Below are 19,917 nucleotides of genomic sequence, written 5' to 3'. Positions count from 1 at the left end.
GGCCCGCATGGGCGGCCGATCCACGCGCGTCGCTCAGCCGAAGCGATTCGGCCGCGTCCGGCGCGAATGCGGCGTCGACGCCGTCAAGCGGACGGCGCGGACGGCGCGATCCGTTGCGCCGCGCGCTGCGCCGCGACGACGATCAGCTTCATCGTCGCGCGCGTCGCGCCGACGAACAGCTTGCGCGCCGCTCGCGCGTCGAACGCGTCGAAGTCGACTTCGGTCAGGATCACGCACGGCGCCGCCTGCCCCTTGAAGCGATAGATCGAATCGAGCAGCACGTCGCCTTCCCGATATTCCGGATTCCCGAACAGGTCGTACTTGCCGGTGAAGCTTTTCACGCGGTGCGGGCCGAGCTGGTCGAGCGCCGTGAACGCCGAGCCCTCCCGCCCCCTGAACGAGAGCACCGCGATGTCCTGCTTGCGAAAGCCTAGCGCGAGCGCCTGCGTGATCGCGCGCTTCGTCGCGTCGATGCACGCTTGCGCGGCCGATTCCGCGTCCGTCGCGTCGTACGCGGAGATCGCGATCTCCGATCCGCCGAACGGGCTGCCCGACGTGAGTTCGGCGGCGAGCGGCTCGACGCCGCCGACGACGTCGCGCACGTAATCGAGAATATCGCGCGGGCTGCGGTAGTTCGTCGTTTCCTTGAGCGTCACCCAGCCGGGCAGCGGCACGCTGTCGCGCATGTAGAGATTCTGCAGCGGGTCCTCGAGCCACCACCATGCGCCGCCCGGCGCGACGAGCCGCTCGAGCGCGTCCGCCCACGGCGGCTGGAAGTCCTGGCCTTCGTCGACGATCAGCGTATCGAACTGCCAGCGCTCGGCGATCGGCGTCTGCGCGAAGCGCGTCTCGAGTTGCCCGAATGCGTCGCGCGCGCCGAAATCGGGGACGTGGCCGCCGTCGCGCGCGACCCAGTCGCAGAGCTGGTGATAGTTCGCGATCTTCGCGCCCCCGGGTGCGATTCGTGCGACGTGATCCGCGAGCGGCCGGTTGAAGCACACGTACAGCACGCGCTTGCCCGCCGCGATCGCGTCGCGCATCGCCTGCACGGCGAGCTGCGTCTTGCCGGAGCCGGCGGTCGCGATCACGCGCAGCCGGAACGGCGCGAACTCGAGCCGGCGCGCCCAGGCCGCGAGGCCGCCCGACAGCCGCGTGACGAGCGTGTCCGCCTGGCCGACGAGCGCGCTCGTGTCCGGCGTCAGAGACAGCTCGTCGGCGAGGAAATGGTGGATTTTCGCCGCGCTCGGAAAGGGCGGCTCGTCGGCGGGCAGCGCGTCGACGATGCGCGCGGCGAGTTCGTGCTTGCGCGTCGCGTCGACGATTCGCGCGGGCGCGACGCCCGCGATCGCCGGATTCCTCACCGTGTAGTCCGGGCAATACAGCAGTTCCTCGACGCCGTACGCGCCCGCGCCGAGCGCGGCGGTGAGCCGCCGATGCAGGTTTTCGAGCGTGCGTGCGAGCTGGATCGACACGTTGCGTTCGGTCTGCAGATAGACCTTGACGAGCCCTTTCGGCGTCTCGCGCAGGAAGCCCGCCTTCTGCTCGATCACGAGCACGCGCCCGGCCGGGCTCACGATCACGAAGTCCGCTTCGCCGAATACCGAGAAATTCTGGTCGGCGCGCGTCCAGTGCACGCCGTGGTAGACGGTGTATGCGTCGGGCAGCGTCCGCTCCAGCGTCGCGAGCGTTTCGCGCTCGCGTTGCGCCGCGCCCGTGGCGGCGAGATTCTTCCAGTCTTCGGGAATGATGCGGGCCATGTCGGGTCCTGGCAGTGCGTGCGATGGGCAAGGATCGCCGGCTATTGTACGCAGGCGCGTGCGCAGCGGGCGCACGGCGGTTCGGTTCGCAGTATGCGCGGCGGGTCGGGCCCGCGACGGGCGGGCGAGCGCGTTCGACATGAATCGGCTTGCATGCGCGACGCGCGCATGTGCCGATGCGCGTTCGTCGGGCGCGCGTTCGCGGCGGCGCGCCCGGGTGCCGGCGATGAAGTCGGCGCGCAGGCGTCACGCACACGCTCGCGGCGGGGCGCGCAGCGGCACACGCGGCGGATCGAATTCGATGCGGCGACGGCCGCATGTCGACGGACGAATAATCGTGTCGATCGAAGCGGGTATGTCATGTGCGCGACATATCGTCGATGTGGGCGTTTCGACGCGCGGGCGCTGCCGGCGCGGCGCGGGGCGCGCGCGCCGATCGACGCGACCAGCCGCAAGCGGGACGGGAATCGAACGACGTGGAACGGCGACGCAAGCCGTGCGGGCGCGAATGCGAAGTGAGGTGCGATGAGTTGGCGACGAACGTCGCGATTTCACGGAAAGGGGCGCAATCTCAAAATTCGTCGCGGCGACGGCCGCCGCGGCATGCCCGACATCCGCGGGCCGGCGCGCATGCCGCGCGCTTTCGTCGTCACGCGCGCGACAGACGCTTCGCGAGATCGGCGCTCAGGATCGCCATGCGGGCGGGCTTCTCGTAGCAGACGACGTCGTAGACGCGGATCACTTCGCTGATTTCGGTCTCGCTCGCGCGGCCCGTCAGCAGATCGCCCGTCAGCACGAAGATCGGCGCGCCCGGATTGTCGGACGCGCGCACGGCCTGGATCGCGTCGGCGGCGCTGCGGCCGTCGAACATCCACTCGGTGACGACGGCGTCGAACGCCTGGCCCTGCAGCGCGTCGACGAACGTGCCGACACTGCCGAAGCGGGCCGTCACGAAGCCTTGCTCGTCGAGATAGCGGCAGACTTCGTCGGCGCTCACGCTGTCGGCGTCGATCACGGCGACGAGCAGCCTGTCGCTTTCCGCGCGGCGCGGATAGATTTCGATCTTGTGAACGTCGTACGCGTTCTGGTAGAGCACGCCCGTGTGGCGCAGCACGCGCCAGCGGCCTTGCTGCTCGTACGCGACGAACTCGGGGCGCGCGCCGGAGTCGAGCAGGCCGCCGATCCATGCAGTGCACGGAATCTCGGCGATGCCCGCATACAGCACCGCGTCGCGCGCGCATGCGCCGACCATGCCGGGGTCGAGCGCCTGCGCGCCGAACAGCTGCGCGGCGGGCTCGCCGTAGGCTTCGGCGACTTTCTTGATTTGCGCGAGCGTCCAGGGACTGCTGCCGCGCAGTTTGCGATGCCCTTGCGAGAAACTCAGGTCGAGAATGCGACAGAGCTCGGTCGTCTGCTGACGCTTGCCGATGCCGTGTCGGGTCATCAGCTCGCGCACGCGCTCGGCGACCGCAAGGGAATCCGTGGTGATTGCTTCGTTGGCCATACTGCGGGAACGGATCGGTTCGAATAATTCAGAACGGAGCGCCGGATGGCGCACGGTACGGCATCGTTCGATGCCGTCGGATGAGGCGAGCCGACCGGCCACGCGTAGAAAGATAACTTTACCGCAAAACAAAGTTCGTCCTGCGCACTAGTGTGCGTTTTTCTGTGAAAGGTGTTTCCTCAAGTTACTGTGACGGGTTTTCGCCGATGGCGCTTTCGTCAGAACTACCGACATGACCACGACCTATCCGCTTTACAACACGCTCGCTCGCGCCGACGAGCCGTTTCCGTCGCAAGCCGACGTCGCGATCGCGGGCGCCGGCATCATGGGCTGCGCGGCCGCCTATTATCTCGGTTTGCGCGGGATAAAGGCGGTCGTGTTCGACAAATCCCGCATTGCGGGACAGCAGTCGACGCGCGCGTGGGGCTTCGTGCGCCAGCAGGGCCGCGAAGCCGCCGAAGTGCCGCTGATGATGGCCGGCATGCGCCTATGGGAAGGCCTCGAGCGCGAACTCGACGCCGATCTCGAATGGCGGCAGGGCGGCTGTCTCTATATCGCCGGCAACGACGACGATTGGGCGTCGTTCCAGCAATGGACGGACATCGCGCGCACGCACGGGCTCGACACGCGCACGCTCGCGCGCGCCGAGATCGACTCGCGCGTGAGCGGCCTCGCCGCGCCCGCGCTCGGCGGCCTCTACACGGCGAGCGACGGCCAGGCGGAGCCGCGCCGCGTCGCCGCCGCGTTCGCCGCGCGGGCGGCCGAAGCCGGCGCGCGCTTCTTCGAAGGCTGCGGCGTGACCGCGATCGATACGTCGGGCGGCTCGGTGACGGGCGTCGTCACCGAGCGCGGCGTCGTGAAGGCGCGGCGCGTGATCTGCGCAGCGGGCGCGACGAGCTTTCACCTGCTGGACGGCGTCGGCATCCGGCTGCCGCAGCAGGCGGTGCGCGGCACCTGCATGCGTACGAACGCGCTGCCCGCCGTGTCCGTGTCGACGATCTGGGGGCACGGCCTCGGCATCCGGCAGCGCGCGAACGGCGCGATCAATCTCGCGGACGACATGCAGGTCGACGTCGACGTGACGCTCGGCCATCTGCGCGGGCTGAGCCTGTTCCTGCCCGAGCTGTGGGCGCAGCGCGAGAAATTCCGCTTCCATCTGAACGGCGCGGCGTGGCGCGATCTGACGACGCGCGTCGCGGGCCGCGCATCGGCGATCGAGCCGCGCGATCCGAATCCGCAGCCGAATCCGGCTCATGCGCCGCGCGCGCTCGCGAAGCTGAAGGCGATCTTTCCGGCGCTGCGCGACGCGCAGATCGTCGAGGCGTGGGCCGGCCTGATCGACGTGCTGCCCGACGGCATTCCGGTGATCGACGCGCCGCGCACGCCGGACGGGCTCGCGGTCGCGACCGGGTTCTGCGGGCACGGCTTCGCGATGGGGCCGATCGTCGGCCGCCTGCTCGCCGAGTGGGTCGACACCGGCGCGACGTCGCTCGATCTGTCCGCGTTTCGCGCGGCGCGCTTCGTCGACGGCACGATGCGGCGGCCGACGAGCATGCTGTAGCGTCGGCGAGAGGAGCGCGCGCGACGGCCATCATGATAACGGCGGCGTCGCCGTCGGCGCGGCGCACGTCAAAGATCGTCAAACCTTGGGCGTTCGCACGCGGCGCACGCCGCGCGACGACGGTTTGCGCCGCGCGCGGCGGCGTTTCGCGGCGTAAAATCGCGACGCCCCGTTCTGGAGAAGATACTTGCCGTCGCCATCCGATCATCGCAAGTCGCTGCGCTTTCGGCTGCGCCGCGCGCGCGCGCCGTGGACGGCGCCGCGTGCGCGCACGCTGTTCACGCGGCCCGCCGCGTCGCCGCTGCGCACGCTGACGTTTCGCCTCGCGCTCGTCGTCGGCCTGTGCACGCTCGCGTTCCTCGTGCTGTATCTCGATCGCGACGGCCTGCGCGACTCGACGAAGAGCGTGCCGATGAGCATCGCGGATCTCGTCTATTTCACGATGGTCACGGTCGCGACGGTCGGCTACGGCGACATCGTGCCCGTCACCGCGCGCGCGCGGCTCATCGACGCGTTCTTCATCGTGCCGATCCGCATCGGCATCTGGTTCATTTTTCTCGGCACGGCTTATCAATTCGTGATTCAACGGGTCATCGAGGAGTTCCGCATGAAGCGCCTGCAAAAAAATCTGCGCGATCACATCGTGATTTGCGGCTACGGGCTGAGCGGCTCGATCGCCGTGCGCGAGCTGCTCGAAAGCGGTGTCGATCCGGCGACGCTGATCGTCATCGATTCGCAGGAGCAGGCGCTCGAGGCGGCCGCCGCGCTCGGCGTGACGGGGCTTTGCGGCGACCCCGCGCACGAGGACCTGCTGCAGCAGGCGCAGGTGCGCAGCGCGAAGGCGGTCATCATCTCGGTCACCGACGATCCGACCGCGATCCTGCTCACGCTGTCCGTGCGCAGCATCGCGCCCGATACGAAGATCGTCGTGCGGATTCAGGAGAACCTGTATCAGCGGCAATTGCGGCAGGCGGGCGCCGACGTGATCGTGTCGTCGACGAAGATCGGCGCGCTGTTGCTCGCCGATGCGGTCGCGAGCCGCTACATCGTGCCGTTCGTCAACGACATGCTGTCGACACGCGGCCGCGCGACGCTCGTCGAGCGGCCGGCCGCCGCGCACGAGATCGGCTGCATGTCGAACGAGGTGACGGGCGCGCTCGTCGTCGGGCTCGACCGCGCGGGCAAGATCCTGTCGTTCTACGAAGATTCGCCGTGCCGGATCGAGGCGGGCGATACGCTCGTCGTGATCCAGTCGACGCGCGCGATGGAGCGCGCGGGCATCGCCCCGACGGACTGAGCCCGGCGCTGCGGCACGCCGCGCCGCGCGCCCGGCGAACCGCCGATCAGCTCGCCGGCGCGGGCGCGAGCGGGCCGGGCGCCGGGCCCGGCCGCACCGCGATCGATTCGCGCACGAGCGCGGCGAGCTTGTCCGCGTCGTGCTCGGGAATCCAGTGCGTCGCGTGCGGCAGCACCTCGAGCCGATACGGCCCGCTCACGAAATCGCGCGCGAGCTCGGCGCCGCGCCGCGACAGCGCCGCATCCCGCGCGCCCCAGATATGCATGACGGGCACGGGCACCTTGCGGGTCAGGTAGCCGGGCGGCGTCAGCGCCATTGCGCGATACCAGTTGAGCGACGTCGTCAGCGCGCCCGTATCGACGATGTCGGCATAGACGGTGTCCACTTCGTCGCGCGTCATCCCGGTGCTCGCCAGCATTTTTCCGAACAGCCCGCGACAGCGCGTGACGAACAGTTCCGGCAGCTTCGGCAACTGGAACAGGCCCATGTAGTACGAGCGGAACAACTGGTCGCTGCTGAGCATCGAGCGCATGAACGCGCCCGAGTGCGGCACCGACACGGTCGTGAGCGTGCGCACGGCGGCCGGATGCCGGCCCGCCAGCGCCCACGCGACGGCCGCGCCCCAGTCGTGCCCGACGACGTGAACCGGGCCGCCGCCGAGCCGCTCGATCAGCGCGACCACGTCGCCGACGAGATGCTGCATCCGGTATGCGCCGACCCGGCGCGGGCGGGCGCCCGGCGAATAGCCGCGCTGGTTCGGCGCGACGGTGCGGTAGCCGTCGGCGTTGAGCGCGGCGGCGACGCGCGCCCAGCATTTCGCCGTCTGCGGCCAGCCGTGCAGCAGCACGATGATCTCGCCGTCGATCGGGCCCGTATCGACGACGTCGAAAGTCAATTCGTCGTGACTGAACGAAGTCACGCGGCGTGCATCATCCAAGGTCGGATCTCCTGAATTTTGACTTCGGTATCTTGTCTTCCACACGCGAGCGGCGCTCGCGACGCGCTCGAAGCGTCGGCCGTCGGCCGTCGGCCGTCAGCCGCCAGCCGGCGTGCTCGCGTGCGGCTGCCGTCATCGTGCGCCCGGCGGTCGGCGCAGGTGTGCGTCGCCGACGCACGAGTTGCAGAAAGTCTAGACGGCGATTGCCGGTTTGCCTATTCGATATTCGTGATGTGATTCATTGACGATCCGGAATTCGCTTGCGGGGGGCGCGTGGCGGCGTGCGCAACGCACGCGAGCGACGACGTCGCCGCAATTGGGGAAAGACCTCGAGCGCGAAGGGCGGGCGACGGGATTGAAGCCGTGTAGCATCTGAGCCGAACCGGATTCCACTACGATCATCCCATTCAGGACAGGAGAGCGGCATGAGCGAAGCAGACCGCGAGCGGGGCAAGGCGCGCCGCACGCAGGTGATGGGCGACGCGTTCGTCGAGCGCGCGATGAGCGATCTGGACGGCTTTTCGCGGCCGTTGCAGGAATGGCTGAACGAGCACGCGTGGGGCAGCACGTGGCAGCGCGGCGGCATCGACCTGAAGACGCGCAGCCTTTGCACGTGCGCGATGCTCGCGGCGCTCGGCCGCGGGCACGAGCTCAAGGGGCATATTCGCGGTGCGTTGAACAATGGCGCGAGCCTCGTCGAGATTCGCGAGGTGCTGCTGCACAGCGCGCTGTACGCGGGCGCGCCGGCGGCCGTCGAGGCGTTTCGCAACGCGCGCGAGGTGATCGACGCGCTCGGGCTCGACGTGCCCGACGATGGCGTGTGATGGCGTCGGGCGGTGTGTTGGCCGCGTGCGAGCCGGGTCCGAGGCCGGGCGGTGCGGCGAGGCGGCGCCGGCCGGGCGCGATCGCTGCGGTCGAGGCCGAACGCGCGCCGATCGACGTTCGTCGTCAATGCTGATGTTTCGGGGTTGGGCGTTCGGCGATTTGTCGATTCGGAGATGCGTGATTCCGGGTTTGGAGTTTGGAGCTCGGAGATTCAGGGGCTAGGGGGGCGAGGCGCCGAGGCGAATCGCCGAATCATTGAACCGACGCCGACGCATCGACGAAGCCGGGAACGCCGACGTCGACGACACGAAACGCGAAGTCGGATAGCAGCACCGAAACGCACATGGGAACTCGAAGTGCGCGAAGCCCCGAAGCCCCGAAGCCCCGAAGCCCCGAAGCCCCGAAGCCCCGAAGCCCCGAAGAACCGAAGAACCGAAGAACCGAAGAACCGAAGAACCGAAGAACCGAAGAAGCAAAGCCTCCGACTCCGAAGCCCCTTCGAGAGGACAAACGATGACGACAGCGGTTTTCGACGCGGTGCAGACGGCGCGCCTCACGCCGTTCGCCGAGCTGGTCGACGCATTGCGCACCGCGGCGCTCGACGCGGCCGACGGCCGGATCGCGAGCCCCGCGCGGCTCGTCGTGCCGCTCAACGAAGGCGGCGCGATGCTGTCGATGCCCGCGTCGGCGAGCGATCTCGCGATCCACAAGCTCGTGACCGTGTGTCCGCGCAATCGCGGCGGCGATTTGCCGACGATCCAGGGGCAGGTGAGCGTCTTCGAGCCGACGACGGGCGAGCCGCTCTTCGCGCTCGACGGCCCGACCGTCACGGGCCGCCGCACGGCCGCGGTCACGCTGCTCGCGATCCGCACGTTCCTGCGCGCCGCGCCGCGCGACGTGCTGCTCATCGGCACCGGCACGCAGGCCGCGCACCACGTCGACGCGCTCGCCGCGCTGTTTCCCGGCTTGCGCGTGCGCGTGAAGGCGCGAACGGCCGCGCAGGCCGCGGCGTTCTGCGCGCGTCTGCGAGCGGTGTTGCCGACGCTCGAGCCGTTCGAGCCGTCCGAGCCGCTCGACGGCGATACGTTGCCCGACACGCTCGACGCAGTCATCACGTCGACGACGAGCGCCACGCCCGTCTACGACGAGGCGGCGCGAGCGGGGAGGCTCGTCGTCGGCGTCGGCGCGTTCACGCCCGACGCGGCCGAGGTCGGCGCGCGGACGATCGCGGGCAGCGCGCTCTACGTCGACGATCCGGCGGGCGCGCGCCACGAAGCGGGCGACCTGATCGTCGCGGGCGTCGACTGGACGCGTGTGCGCTCGCTTGCCGACGCGCTGCGCGCAAAGGAGCAAACGTACGCGACCGCGTCCGCGACCGCATCAGCTTCGAAATCGACACCGACACCGACACCGACACCGACACCGAGCGAGCCGTTGCAAGGCACCCCGGTCTTCTTCAAGAGCGTCGGCTGCGCGGCCTGGGATCTCGCCGCGTGCCGCGTCGCGCTCATTTCACGCACTCGAGCGTGTACTTGAGCGCAGGCGCGATCAGGCGGCGCCACACGTCCCACGTGTGCGCGCCGTCGACGATCCGCAGCGCGGCCGGATTCTGCGCGCGCCGCAGGCTCGTGTAGAGCACGCTCGACTCGGCCTGGATCGACAGATCGTCGTCGCCGGCGGCGATGAACATCCGCAGCCGCAGCGGCTGCGCGAAGTAGCTGCGCCACAGCGCCGGGTAGTTGAGCTCGTGCCAGACCTTCGGGTCGAACTGCTTGTCGCCGAACACGCCGACGTAACGCGCGGCCGAGCCCGTGGGCGGCTCGTTCGCGTAGACGGCCGGGCTCAGCAGCATCGCGCCGCAGAAGCGCTCCGGCTCGAGGAACGCGAAACGCAGCGCGCCGAAGCCGCCCATCGACACGCCGCCGATCGCGCGTCCCGCGCGCTGGTTCGACACCGCGTAATGCGCTTCGACGTCGGGCATCAGATCGTCGAGAAACGCGCTCTGCATCTTTTCCTTGCGGTCGACGTACCAGTCGGTGCCGCCTTGCGGCATCACGATCACGACGGGCGGAATGTCCCGGCGCTCGATCAGCGCGTCGGCGGTGAGTTGCAGGCGGCCCTGCGTGATCCAGTCGTTCGCGTTGCCGGCGTTGCCGTGCAGCAGATACAGCACCGGATAGCGCGCGCCTTCCGGGTTGTAGCCCGAGGGCAGGTAGACGGTGTAGGACCAGTCGCGGTGCAGCGCTTGCGAGCGGAACGTGCGGGTGACGATGCTGCTGGCGGGCGCCGCGTGCGCGGCGAGATGGAGCGCGGCGGCGAGCAGCGCGGCGAGAGGCAAGACGAATCGGCGCATGACGGCGTAATGGGAATGGGCGCCGATATGCTAGCAGCAGCGAATGACGGCCGTATGCGGATTTTCAGCGCCGCGGGCGGCGCAGCGGCAGCCGGGGCGGCCGCTGCGGGAGCCGCCATTGCCTGACGAACTCGGACGCCCGCGCGACGAGCGGCGCGTACAGCTTCGCGACGACGTACAGCAGGCCGACCGCGGCGGCGTCGGCGACGAGGCCGAGCGGCACGTTCAGATAACCGTCCGTCGCCGCGTACAGCAGCGAATCGACGAGCAGCGAGATGCCCGTGCCCGCGACGAAGCAGAGCAGGCCTTGGCGGCCGATCGTGCCGATCCACGGCATCGCCTGCGCGATCCGATGCATCCAGCCGAGGTGGACGAGCTTCGCGGCGAGCCACGCGATCGCGATGAAATTCGCGAGCCGCAGCACGCCGAGATTCTGCTTGATCGACGGATCGGCCGGGAACGGCTCGATGCGCAGCCGGTAGTACGCGCCGGCCGCGACCACCACGATCGCGGCTGCGGTCGCGAACCAGCCTACGGGCCGCCGCGCGAGCACCGGGTAGATCGGCTGGCAGCGCGCGACGATGCCGAGCAGGAACAGGAACTGCCATGCGAACGGATTGAAGTCCCAGGGCACGCCGTCGACGGTCGGCAGATAGCCGGCGATCTTGCGCGCCGCGAGCCACAGCGCGGCGCTGGCGGCGACGAGCAGCCACCACCAGCGGCTGCGCGCGACGGGCAGCGCGAGCGGCACGAGCAGCGCGAAGAACGCGTACATCGGCAACACCGACGCGAGATACGGCTGGCGCCGTAGCAGCAGGATGTCGCGCAGCGCGGCGAGCGGCGCGTGCATCAGCCCGTCGAGATCGTTGGTCGGCATGTTCGGCGCGTCGATCGCGAACGCGTTGAGCATCGCGGTGATGAAAAGCATCAGGCCGGCCGTGAACAGGAACGCGCGATAGATTTCGAACGCGCGCTTGATGAAACGCTGGCGCGCGGCGGACTCGGTGTGGCGCGCGGCGAGCGAGTTGTACGCGATCGCGGTCGCGAAGCCGCCGAGGAACACGAACACTTCGGCCGCGTCGCAGAGCGCGTAGGCGTGCAGCGTGACGCGCGACAGCATGCTGCCGCCGATATGGTCGACGACGATGATGAGCAGCACGAGACCGCGAAAAAAGTCGAGCTCGGCGTAACGTTGGGCTGGCGCGGCGTTCATGCGGCGTCGCGGGCGCGCGGCGACGCGCGGCGGACGCGGTGCGTGGCTCGAACGGCGAAAACGGGGGCGGACAAATGGCGCATGGTGGGGGGCGGCACGCTACATGATCGGATTCAGACAACGATGCTCGCGCATTGTGCCATCGATGGCGAGGGTTACGGGTTTACGCGAAGTTACGGACGAGTCTGACGAATTCCCGACACGGCAGTTGGCAATACGCAACGAAATGTAAAAAAGTGATGCACCAACATGGACGTTGCATTTTTTGCATGACAGTATTTCCCCCAGTGCAGCAATCCCGAGGCGTCGGCCGTACGAGGCGGGATGCGCCCGAGATGCCCCCCGAAATGAAACGCCCCGAAAGGGGGCGCCGAAACGTCACATGCGTCGTGGCGGCTTCGCATGTGCGAGGCCGCCGAACACAAGGTCTGGAGATATCGATAATGAAAAAGCAAGCCATTTCCGCCGCCGCACTGCTCGCGTTCGCCGCGCCGGCCTTCGCTCAAAGCAGTGTCACGCTGTACGGCGTGATCGACGAGGGCTTCAACTACACGAGCAACGTGAACGTCAACGGCATCGGCAAGAGCAACTACCAGCTCGCGAGCGGCTTCGCGCAAGGCAGCCGCTGGGGTCTGCGCGGCTCGGAAGACCTGGGCGGCGGCCTGAAGGCGATCTTCACGCTGGAAAACGGCTTCGACCTGAATAGCGGCAAGCTCGGCCAGGGCAGCCGGATGTTCGGCCGCCAGGCGTTCGTCGGCCTGTCGCACACGCAATTCGGCTCGCTGACGCTCGGCCGTCAGTACGATTCGGTCGTCGACTACCTCGCGCCGCTGACCGCGAACGGCAACTGGGGCGGCACGCTGTTCTCGCACCCGTTCGACAACGACAACACGGACAACTCCTTCCGTGTGAACAACACGATCAAGTACGCGAGCCCGGACTGGAACGGCCTGCAAGTCGGCGGCACGTACAGCTTCAGCAACGCGACCGGCTTCTCGAACAACCGTCAGTACAGCATCGGCGCCGCTTATACGCTGGGCGGCCTGCAACTCGCCGCCGCATATCTGCAGGCGAACAACCCGGGCAAGACGGCGGGCGGCGCGATCGCGGACAACGACGCGAACTTCACGGCCGATCGCCTGCGTATCTTCGGCGGCGGCGTCAACTACACGTTCGGCCCGGCGACGGTCGGCTTCGTGTACACGAAGGCGGACATCAAGAATCCGGTCTCGACGGTGTATCTGCCGTCGTCGACGTTCACGGGCCTCGGCCTGACCGCGACGAAGTTCCAGAACTTCGAAATCAACGGCAAGTACCAGCTGACGCCGGCGCTCTTCATCGGCGCGCAGTACGTGTATACGGACGGCAAGTTCGACGCGGCCGCGGGCACCGCGAAGCCGAAGTACCACACCGTCGGCCTGATGGCGGACTACAACCTGTCGAAGCGCACCGACGTCTATCTGCAGGGCGCATGGCAGAAGGTCGCGGGCGACAAGACGGGCACCATCGCGGACGGCGGCTATGTCGTCGGCACGGACGGCCCGTCGGCGTCGGCGAACCAGTTCGCGGTCCGCGCGGCGATCCGCCACAAGTTCTGATCGCACCGGCCGAGCGGGCGGCGCGCGATCGATCGACGTGCCGCCGCCGGCCGGTTCAAATTGGAGTTTTGCATTCAGCCGGCTCGTTCGGGCCGGCTGAACGGCTTTATCGATCAGGCGGGGACGGCTGCATCGCCTGATGCGTGGGTTTTGCTTTTGCGTGCGCGGCCGGCGCGAAACGGCCCGATGTGTGCCGTCGCGGGGGCGTTTCAATCGATGTTTCGCGACATCGCCGACGCTCGGGGCCGCCGAGCCTCACTTCGTTTTCCTCCATTTCCTCCTGATTGACGGCAGGCGCGTGCGCCATGCGGGACGCGCGTCGGCGGGCTGTCGCCTCGCCGTGTATCCGGCTGTTCGCTGACGCTCGAAGCGGCGTGCGACGACCGTAATACGACCCGCCCGTCGGGGCCTGCCTTGTCCATCTCGAGCGACTGCCGATCCAGTGCAGGCCGATTCGAGAATCGAGTGATTTGGCCGACGCGTCAGGTTTGCGTTTGCTGCGCGACGCAGATCAATCGCAGCGCGTATGCGCCGTTCATGTCCGCCTGCGAATTCGGATCGTGCGTATCGGAATTGAAATGCTCGCGTCGACTCGCTGCGCACAGCGGTCGATCTGTTGGTTCGACTCGAACGAGCGGCCGCCGACCGACGCACCGCGGCCGAACCGCCTATCCGCCTATCCACCTATCCACCTATCCGCCGCCGAGCTCAAGCCGCGCACGACTCGTTCTTGCCCGGATCATGCGCGAGAAATGCGATGAAGTCGCGCGTGTACTTGGGCAATTCGTCGAAGCTGCGCGCGCAGATCGTCAGCCGGCGGTGCGCCCACGGATCGGTGAGCTCGATCAGGCGGATCTGCATCGTCTGCTGCGCGCGCAGCGCCGCGTGGCGCGACACGATGCCGATCCCGACGCCGCGCGCGATCAGCCGGCAGATCGCGTCGAAGCTCTTCAACTGGACGCGGTAGTCGATCCGTTTGCCAAGCGCCTTCGCCTGCTCGGAGAGGTGGACCTGCAGCGCGCTGCCGTCCGTCATGCCGATGAAGTCCGCGTCGACGAGCTCGGCGAACGCGACCCGCTCGCGCGCGGCGAGCGGGTGGTCGACCGCCGCGACGGCGATCAGCCAGTCCTCGCGAAACGGCATCTGCTCGAGCCCGTCGAGCCCGACCGAATCGGCGACGATCCCGAAATCCGCGGTCTTGCCGCGGATCGCATGAACGATCTCCTGGCTCGACCGCTCCTCGACGCTCACCGACAGCTTCGGGTGACGCGGCAGGTATTCGGCGAGCGCGTCGGGCAGATATTCGCTGAGCGCGGCGGTGTTGCTGAGGAGGCGGATGTGGCCGCGCAGCCCGGCGCCGAACTGTTGCAGTTCGCCGCGCATATGGTCGATCTGTTGCAGGACGACGCGCGCATGGTGCTCGAGCGCGCGGCCGGCTTCGGTCGCGCGCGTACCGCGCTTCGCGCGCTGCAAAAGCGGCACGCCGAGCTCTTCCTCCATGCCGCGAATGCGCTCGCTCGCGGATTGCAGCGTCATGTGCGCGCGCTCGGCGCCGCCCGTGATGCTGCCGGCCTCGCAGACGTGCAGGAAAAGTCGCAGATCGGTCAAGTCGAATCGCATGGAGCTTGCTTGCGTTGTCGTTGTAATGGCCGATACGGTAACAGGATTGCGGGGCGCCGCGTTCAGGCGGTGCCTGAGGCCCGCTTCGCCGGTTCCGCATTTTCGTGCGACGAATTGCCGCGCATCATGTCCACTCGTTCGTCGGCCCGGAGGCGCGCATGGGTAGCAACCCGTCTTGGCTGTTGGCGTTCAAGATCGCATTGCACATCTTCTTTCTCTGTTGCGGCATCGCTTTCGCGTTTTCGACGCTGAGCGTGCAGTACCTGTGATGCGCGTGACCGAGGCTGGCGCGGCGCGCGAATTCATCATGCGGCGCGCCGGGCCGCGGTTGTGCGAGCCGTCGAGCGGCGTGCCTGAAAACGCGATCGATCGGCGGAAATGGGCTTGGATCGCCTGTTTTTGCGCGCTGAACATGTATTTTTCGCTCGGCGTCAAAAGAGGGTTCGTGTCGCCGCGCCGGCGAATTATTTCGTTCGCCGTGAGACTCGATCGATTCAATTCCAGCATCGGCAATGCTCGCTGCGATTTTGTCATCATTCTTGCATCCGGTTACACGCGCTTCCGGTGATTTTTGAGATGCTCGAAAAATTCCATGACCGGAGTTGTCTCGAGCATGAGCAAGAGCGAGATCGACCGCAGTGTCGCGTGGCTGTCCGGCGTGGCGGCAGCGCTCGTGGTCGCGGGCTGCGCGACCACGTCGCCCGTCGCGCCCACCGATACGCTCGCCGGCGCGGCCGCGTCGTCGGCGAGCGCCGCGCAGGCGGCGTCCGCGCCGCAGCCCGGCGATGCGGCGCAGCATCAGGACGCGGCCGCCGCGCCGGCGCCCGTCGTGACACGCTACGTCGTGAAGCGCGGCGATACGCTATCCGCGATCGCGCAAGCGAATGGGTGCACCGTGCGCGATCTGCAAACCTGGAATCGCCTGGGGCGCCGGACCCGGATCGCCATTGGACAAACGCTGCGGATCGCGCCGCCCGGCGCGGAAAACGCGGCCGCTTCGCAGGCGGCGAGCGGTGCCGATGCCGCGCGTGCGCCCGGCAATGCCGCCGACGCCGCTCGCGCAGCCGATGCGGCGAGCAGCGCGGGCGCGGCGCCCGCCGGCGGCGCGACCTCGGCCGGCGCGCCGCAGCCTGCTTCGGCGCCCGAAAGCGCCGCGGATCGCGCGGCGGACCGTCGCGTGGTCCAGGAAACGAAGCGCCACGCGAAGTCGATCGCGCTCGCGTGGCCGGCGAAGGGCGCGATCGTCGAAACCTTCCAGCCCGGCCGCAATCGCGGCATCCGGATTGCCGGACATGCGGGCGACCCCGTGCGCGCGGCGGCGTCCGGCCGCGTGATGTACGCGGGCACGGGCTTGAACGGCTACGGCACGCTGATCCTCGTCCAGCACAACGCGGATTTCCTGACCGCATATGCGCACAACCGCAAGGTGCTCGTGAAGACGGGCGACGTTGTTCAGCAGGGCGAACAGATCGCCGAAATGGGCACGGGCGACGGCGCGCGCGCGGGGATGCTGTTTGAAGTCCGGCGCGACGGCAAGCCGGTCAATCCGATGCAGTATCTGCCGGGCCGGCAGCAGGGATAGCGGCCGGGCACGCCGGGGGCAAGCGAACGGAAGTGGGGCGGCGAGCGGGCCGCGAGCGCGCGTCGCCGTACGCGTGGGCGAGCACGGGACGGCCACAATTTCACACGGATTCGTGCGACGAGAACTGATACGCTCGTGGGCCGCGAGATCGCGGGCGCGAGTGCCGTGCGGCCCGATCCGCTTCTGTTCAATCTTCTCGCTATCCGCTTATGAACCATTCTCCGTTGCGCCGTTCGCTGCTCGCCGCGGCCGTCTCCGTGCCGCTCGTCGGCGCATGCGCGCCGCTGCGCGGCGATTCGAACGGCGTTACCGCCGCCGAGCGGCAATTGCGCGAACTCGAGTCGACGTTCGACGGTCGCCTCGGCTTCGTCGCGCTCGATACCGCGACGGGTACGCGCATCGCGTATCGCGCCGACGAGCGCTTCCCGTTTTGCAGCACGTTCAAGACGATGCTGTCGGCCGCGATCCTCGCGCGCAGCGCGGGCGACGCCGAGTTGCTGCAGCGCCGGGTCCGTTATACGAAGCGCGACCTCGTCAACTATTCGCCGATCACCGAGAAGCATGTCGGCAAAGGCATGACCATCGCCGAGCTGTGCGCGGCGACGCTCCAGTACAGCGACAACACCGCGGCGAACCTGTTGATCGCGCTGCTCGGCGGTCCGCAGGCCGTCACCGCGTACGCGCGCTCGATCGGCGACACGACGTTCCGCCTCGATCGCCGCGAGACCGAGCTGAACACGGCGATTCCCGGCGACGAGCGCGACACGACGACGCCCGCCGCGATGGCCGCGAGCGTGCGTCGGCTGCTCGTCGGCGACGCGCTCGGCGCCGCGCAGCGCGCGCAGCTCGATGCGTGGATGCTCGGCAACAAGACGGGCGACGCGCGGATTCGCGCGGGCGTGCCGGCCGACTGGCGCGTCGCCGACAAGACCGGCACGGGCGACTACGGAACGGGCAACGACATCGGCGTCGCATATCCGCCGAACCGCGCGCCGATCGTGTTCGTCGTCTACACGACGATGCGCGAGAAGAACGCGCAGGCGCGCAGCGACGTGATCGCTTCGGCGGCGCGCATCGCCGCGCGGGCGTTTGCCTGACGGCGTCGCGGAGCAAGCCGTTTCGGCATGCTCGACGTGAACCGCCCGGCGGCCTGCGCGGCGCATGCGGCTGGGTGGTTGCGCCGGGCGGCGCGGGGCCGATGCGCCGGCGAATGTGCGGGGTGCGGGCGAATTCGGCGCTCGATGCATGGATCGGCGCGGCGTTGATGGCCGCGCGCCGTGGCGCTGCAGCGATGCAGTCCGCCGGACTGCGCGCGTCATGAGGCCGCCCGGTAGAGGCGTGGTAGATGCTGCGCGTGTGCTGCGGGCGGCGCGTGTCGGCATCGGCGCATGTCGAATGCGGGCGCGCCGCGCACCGGCCGCCGGTTCGCCGTCGACATCGAATCGACAATACGAAGCGCGAAGCGCGTTCGCCGCTTCGGGCGGACAGCGCGGCATGCTTGTCGCCCGTCTCGCGCTTCATGACGCTGACGCCGATAATCGTCTGTCATAACGGCGCGATGTCGACGCGATTTCCGCATGATTTCGACGTGAGTTCGGCGCGAACGATATGCGAGTCGGCGACGCGCGAATCGCTCCGATGAGGCTCGCCGCAATGGCCGCCTCGGCGGGCTCGGCGCGCACCGAGCCGTTTCGCCGGACGCGTCGCGCAACGGCATGCGGCGTCCATGCTCGCGCAACAGCCGCATTTCGCTTATCGTGACGGCTCGCCCGCAGGCATCGCTCGTCGAATCGCCCGCGCGTCTCCGAATCGCCGAGTTACTTCAGTCCAGCCGTCGACCGCCATGCGCCGCCTCCCGCCCTTGAATGCCCTGCAGATCTTCGCGACGGTCGCGCGCCATCGCAGCTTCACGCGTACAGCCGAAGCGCTGTGCGTGACGCAAGGGGCGATCAGCCGCCAGATCCAGTCGCTCGAAGCGCATTACGGCTTCCCGCTCTTCATGCGCCACGCGCGCGGCCTCACGTTGACGGCGGAGGGCGAGCAACTGCTGCCCGTCGTCGTCGAGAGCTTCGCGCGGATCGAGGACATTTCGTTGAGGCTCACGCGGCAGCGCACCGATCTCGCGCTGAAGGTGCCGACTTGCGTGATGCGCTGGGTGCTGCCGCGCATCATGCGCTTTCAGCGCGAGCATCCGGATTTGCACGTGCAGATGACGACGACATGGCGGCACGACGTCGATTTCAAGAGCGAGCCGTTCGACGCGGCGATCGTCTATGGGATGTCGCCCGGCCCGGACGTGACGGCCGTGCCGCTCTTCGACGAGCGGCTCACGCCCGTATGCTCGCCGGAGCTGCTGAAGGACAAGCCGCTCGCGGGCGTCGACGATCTCGCGGGCCACACGCTGCTGCATCCGACGCGCGATCATCGAGACTGGCGCCGCTGGCTGGACTATGCGGGCGTGACCGGCGTGGACCCGGACCGCGGGCCGAGCTTCGATTCGCTCGATCTCGCGACGAGCGCCGCGACGCAAGGCTTCGGCGTCGCGCTGGGCGACCTCACGCTGAGCGAAGAGGATCTCGCCGCGCGGCGGCTCGCGATGCCGCTCGACATCGTGCAGAAGACGGGCGCGCGCTACTACTTCGTCTATCCGGACAGCGTCGCGCAACAGCAGAAGATCCAGCGTTTCAGCGCGTGGCTTGACGCGAATCGCGACTGACGAGACAGGGTGTCGGGTTCGATGGCGGTCGTGTCGTTTGACCGATGGAGAACGTCGTGCGCCGAGTGCTGAACACCGAACACCGAACACCGAACACCGCATGCTGCCGCGTGCCGCAATCCGTGCAACGGCGAACACTCGTTTCGCGCGGGCCGCTACAGATACGACACGACGGCGACGATGCGCGACGTTTCGCCGGGCCGCCCCGCGGGCAGCGGAATCGCGCGCGACTGCTCGGTGAACTTCACCGTGCGCAGCGCGGCGCCGCTTTGAGGATCGACGAACGTGACGTCGCCTTTGGCCGGACGTGGGCAGGCGGGCTGCAGTTGTGCTTGCGCGCCGGCGCCGCTCGTGATCGAGAACGAGCACGGCGGCTCGACGATCATGCCGCTGAAGCGGATGATCCCGGTCTGCTGGGCGTGGGCTGCGGAGGAAAGCGCAAACATCGACACGGCCAACAGGCTGGACGCAATGAGCGATGAACGTTGCATAGAGTGCTCCACGCGAATGGGCGCTGCGCAACGTTCCGAACGGCGTGCTGCGGATACGCTGCGAAGCTAATTGCGTAAACGGCAGTGCATGCGAAAACTTGATGCGGACGGATTAGAAGGTTGCGTCGACAACGAACGGCTCGGCATCGCTCGAACGACGCCGACGCTTTCAAGATAGAAGCGTCGCGCCGCGAATGCAAGGCGGCGTGCGGGCGGGCGCGGGGGGCGTCGGTGCATCGGTGATGCGAGGGCCGCGATGGCGCGTCGGCGCGCTGCGTCGAACGGACGCATGCGGACGCGTCGTTAGCGGTGCGACGTATTGGGTGCGCGTTCGTGACGGAGACGGTTTCGCGCGATGCCGGTCGATCGGATCACGGATCACGGATCACGGATCACGGACCACGGACCACGGACCACGGACCACGGACCACGGCTGCCGCATCGGGCGTGACGGCGGCACGTT

The 19,917-nt window shown here is 68.4% G+C and carries 16 protein-coding genes; 9 read left to right on the top strand and 7 right to left on the bottom strand.

Annotated features, from left to right (window positions below; translation table 11 throughout):
* Positions 1–83: 83 nt before the first annotated feature.
* Entirely contained in the window at positions 84–1,757 is a 1,674-nt protein-coding gene (locus tag WS91_RS06605; RefSeq protein WP_038744142.1) for an ATP-binding domain-containing protein, read from the bottom strand.
* Between the two features lie 649 nt (positions 1,758–2,406).
* Positions 2,407–3,261: a helix-turn-helix domain-containing protein gene (locus WS91_RS06595; RefSeq protein WP_038744145.1), complete on the bottom strand. Its 855-nt coding sequence runs from the start codon at positions 3,259–3,261 to the stop codon at positions 2,407–2,409.
* 232 nt (positions 3,262–3,493) lie between these two features.
* Here WS91_RS06595 and WS91_RS06590 point away from each other — a divergent pair, with 232 nt between their 5' ends.
* On the top strand, positions 3,494–4,822 hold the full coding sequence (locus tag WS91_RS06590) for an NAD(P)/FAD-dependent oxidoreductase (protein WP_059669968.1): 1,329 nt from the start codon (positions 3,494–3,496) through the stop codon (positions 4,820–4,822).
* Positions 4,823–5,009: 187 nt separating this feature from the next.
* The gene (locus WS91_RS06585; protein ID WP_038744149.1) at positions 5,010–6,119 is read left to right on the top strand and encodes a potassium channel family protein; all 1,110 of its coding nucleotides are present in this window, start codon (positions 5,010–5,012) and stop codon (positions 6,117–6,119) included.
* Positions 6,120–6,165: 46 nt separating this feature from the next.
* Here the strand turns inward: WS91_RS06585 and WS91_RS06580 are convergent, their stop codons facing one another.
* Complete coding sequence (locus tag WS91_RS06580; protein ID WP_059669967.1) at positions 6,166–7,056, bottom strand: alpha/beta fold hydrolase; 891 nt, start codon at positions 7,054–7,056, stop codon at positions 6,166–6,168.
* Positions 7,057–7,481: 425 nt separating this feature from the next.
* Between WS91_RS06580 and WS91_RS06575 the strand changes: the two genes are divergently transcribed.
* Entirely contained in the window at positions 7,482–7,880 is a 399-nt protein-coding gene (locus WS91_RS06575) for a carboxymuconolactone decarboxylase family protein (RefSeq protein WP_038744153.1), read from the top strand.
* A 514-nt stretch (positions 7,881–8,394) separates the two neighbouring features.
* Complete coding sequence (locus tag WS91_RS06570) at positions 8,395–9,417, top strand: delta(1)-pyrroline-2-carboxylate reductase family protein (RefSeq protein ID WP_059669966.1); 1,023 nt, start codon at positions 8,395–8,397, stop codon at positions 9,415–9,417.
* Here WS91_RS06570 and WS91_RS06565 read toward each other — a convergent pair.
* Both WS91_RS06565 and WS91_RS06560 read right to left on the bottom strand, forming a co-directional pair.
* Positions 9,389–10,234 (bottom strand): alpha/beta hydrolase, encoded by an 846-nt coding sequence (locus WS91_RS06565; protein WP_059669965.1) that lies wholly within the window; start codon positions 10,232–10,234, stop codon positions 9,389–9,391. The genes WS91_RS06570 and WS91_RS06565 overlap by 29 nt on opposite strands.
* Before the next feature lie 64 nt (positions 10,235–10,298).
* A complete protein-coding gene (locus WS91_RS06560; RefSeq protein WP_038746955.1) occupies positions 10,299–11,447 on the bottom strand; it encodes an OpgC domain-containing protein in 1,149 nt (382 codons plus the stop codon).
* 443 nt (positions 11,448–11,890) lie between these two features.
* On the opposite strand from WS91_RS06560, the gene WS91_RS06555 reads away from it, so the two are divergent.
* Positions 11,891–13,045, top strand: coding sequence for a porin (locus WS91_RS06555; protein WP_059669964.1), 1,155 nt, complete (start codon positions 11,891–11,893; stop codon positions 13,043–13,045).
* 708 nt (positions 13,046–13,753) lie between these two features.
* On the opposite strand, the gene WS91_RS06550 is transcribed toward WS91_RS06555, so the two are convergent.
* Positions 13,754–14,665 (bottom strand): LysR family transcriptional regulator, encoded by a 912-nt coding sequence (locus WS91_RS06550; RefSeq protein WP_059669963.1) that lies wholly within the window; start codon positions 14,663–14,665, stop codon positions 13,754–13,756.
* A gap of 268 nt (positions 14,666–14,933) precedes the next feature.
* Here WS91_RS06550 and WS91_RS06545 point away from each other — a divergent pair, with 268 nt between their 5' ends.
* The 4 genes from WS91_RS06545 (at position 14,934) to WS91_RS06525 (ending at position 18,963) form a co-directional block, all read left to right on the top strand.
* Positions 14,934–15,233 (top strand): hypothetical protein, encoded by a 300-nt coding sequence (locus WS91_RS06545; protein WP_059646700.1) that lies wholly within the window; start codon positions 14,934–14,936, stop codon positions 15,231–15,233.
* A gap of 24 nt (positions 15,234–15,257) precedes the next feature.
* On the top strand, positions 15,258–16,247 hold the full coding sequence (locus WS91_RS06540) for a peptidoglycan DD-metalloendopeptidase family protein (protein WP_442854968.1): 990 nt from the start codon (positions 15,258–15,260) through the stop codon (positions 16,245–16,247).
* Between the two features lie 209 nt (positions 16,248–16,456).
* Entirely contained in the window at positions 16,457–17,344 is an 888-nt protein-coding gene (blaPEN-bpc, locus tag WS91_RS06535; RefSeq protein WP_038746943.1) for a PEN family class A beta-lactamase, Bpc-type, read from the top strand.
* Between the two features lie 746 nt (positions 17,345–18,090).
* Positions 18,091–18,963 (top strand): LysR substrate-binding domain-containing protein, encoded by an 873-nt coding sequence (locus WS91_RS06525; protein ID WP_059582464.1) that lies wholly within the window; start codon positions 18,091–18,093, stop codon positions 18,961–18,963.
* Positions 18,964–19,118: 155 nt separating this feature from the next.
* Here the strand turns inward: WS91_RS06525 and WS91_RS06520 are convergent, their stop codons facing one another.
* Positions 19,119–19,454 (bottom strand): type 1 fimbrial protein, encoded by a 336-nt coding sequence (locus WS91_RS06520; RefSeq protein WP_038746934.1) that lies wholly within the window; start codon positions 19,452–19,454, stop codon positions 19,119–19,121.
* Positions 19,455–19,917 lie beyond the last annotated feature (463 nt).

It is taken from the genome of Burkholderia sp. MSMB1498, from assembly GCF_001526245.1.
In the GTDB taxonomy this organism is placed as follows: domain Bacteria; phylum Pseudomonadota; class Gammaproteobacteria; order Burkholderiales; family Burkholderiaceae; genus Burkholderia; species Burkholderia savannae.
This window is presented reverse-complemented; position numbering and strand designations above follow the sequence as displayed.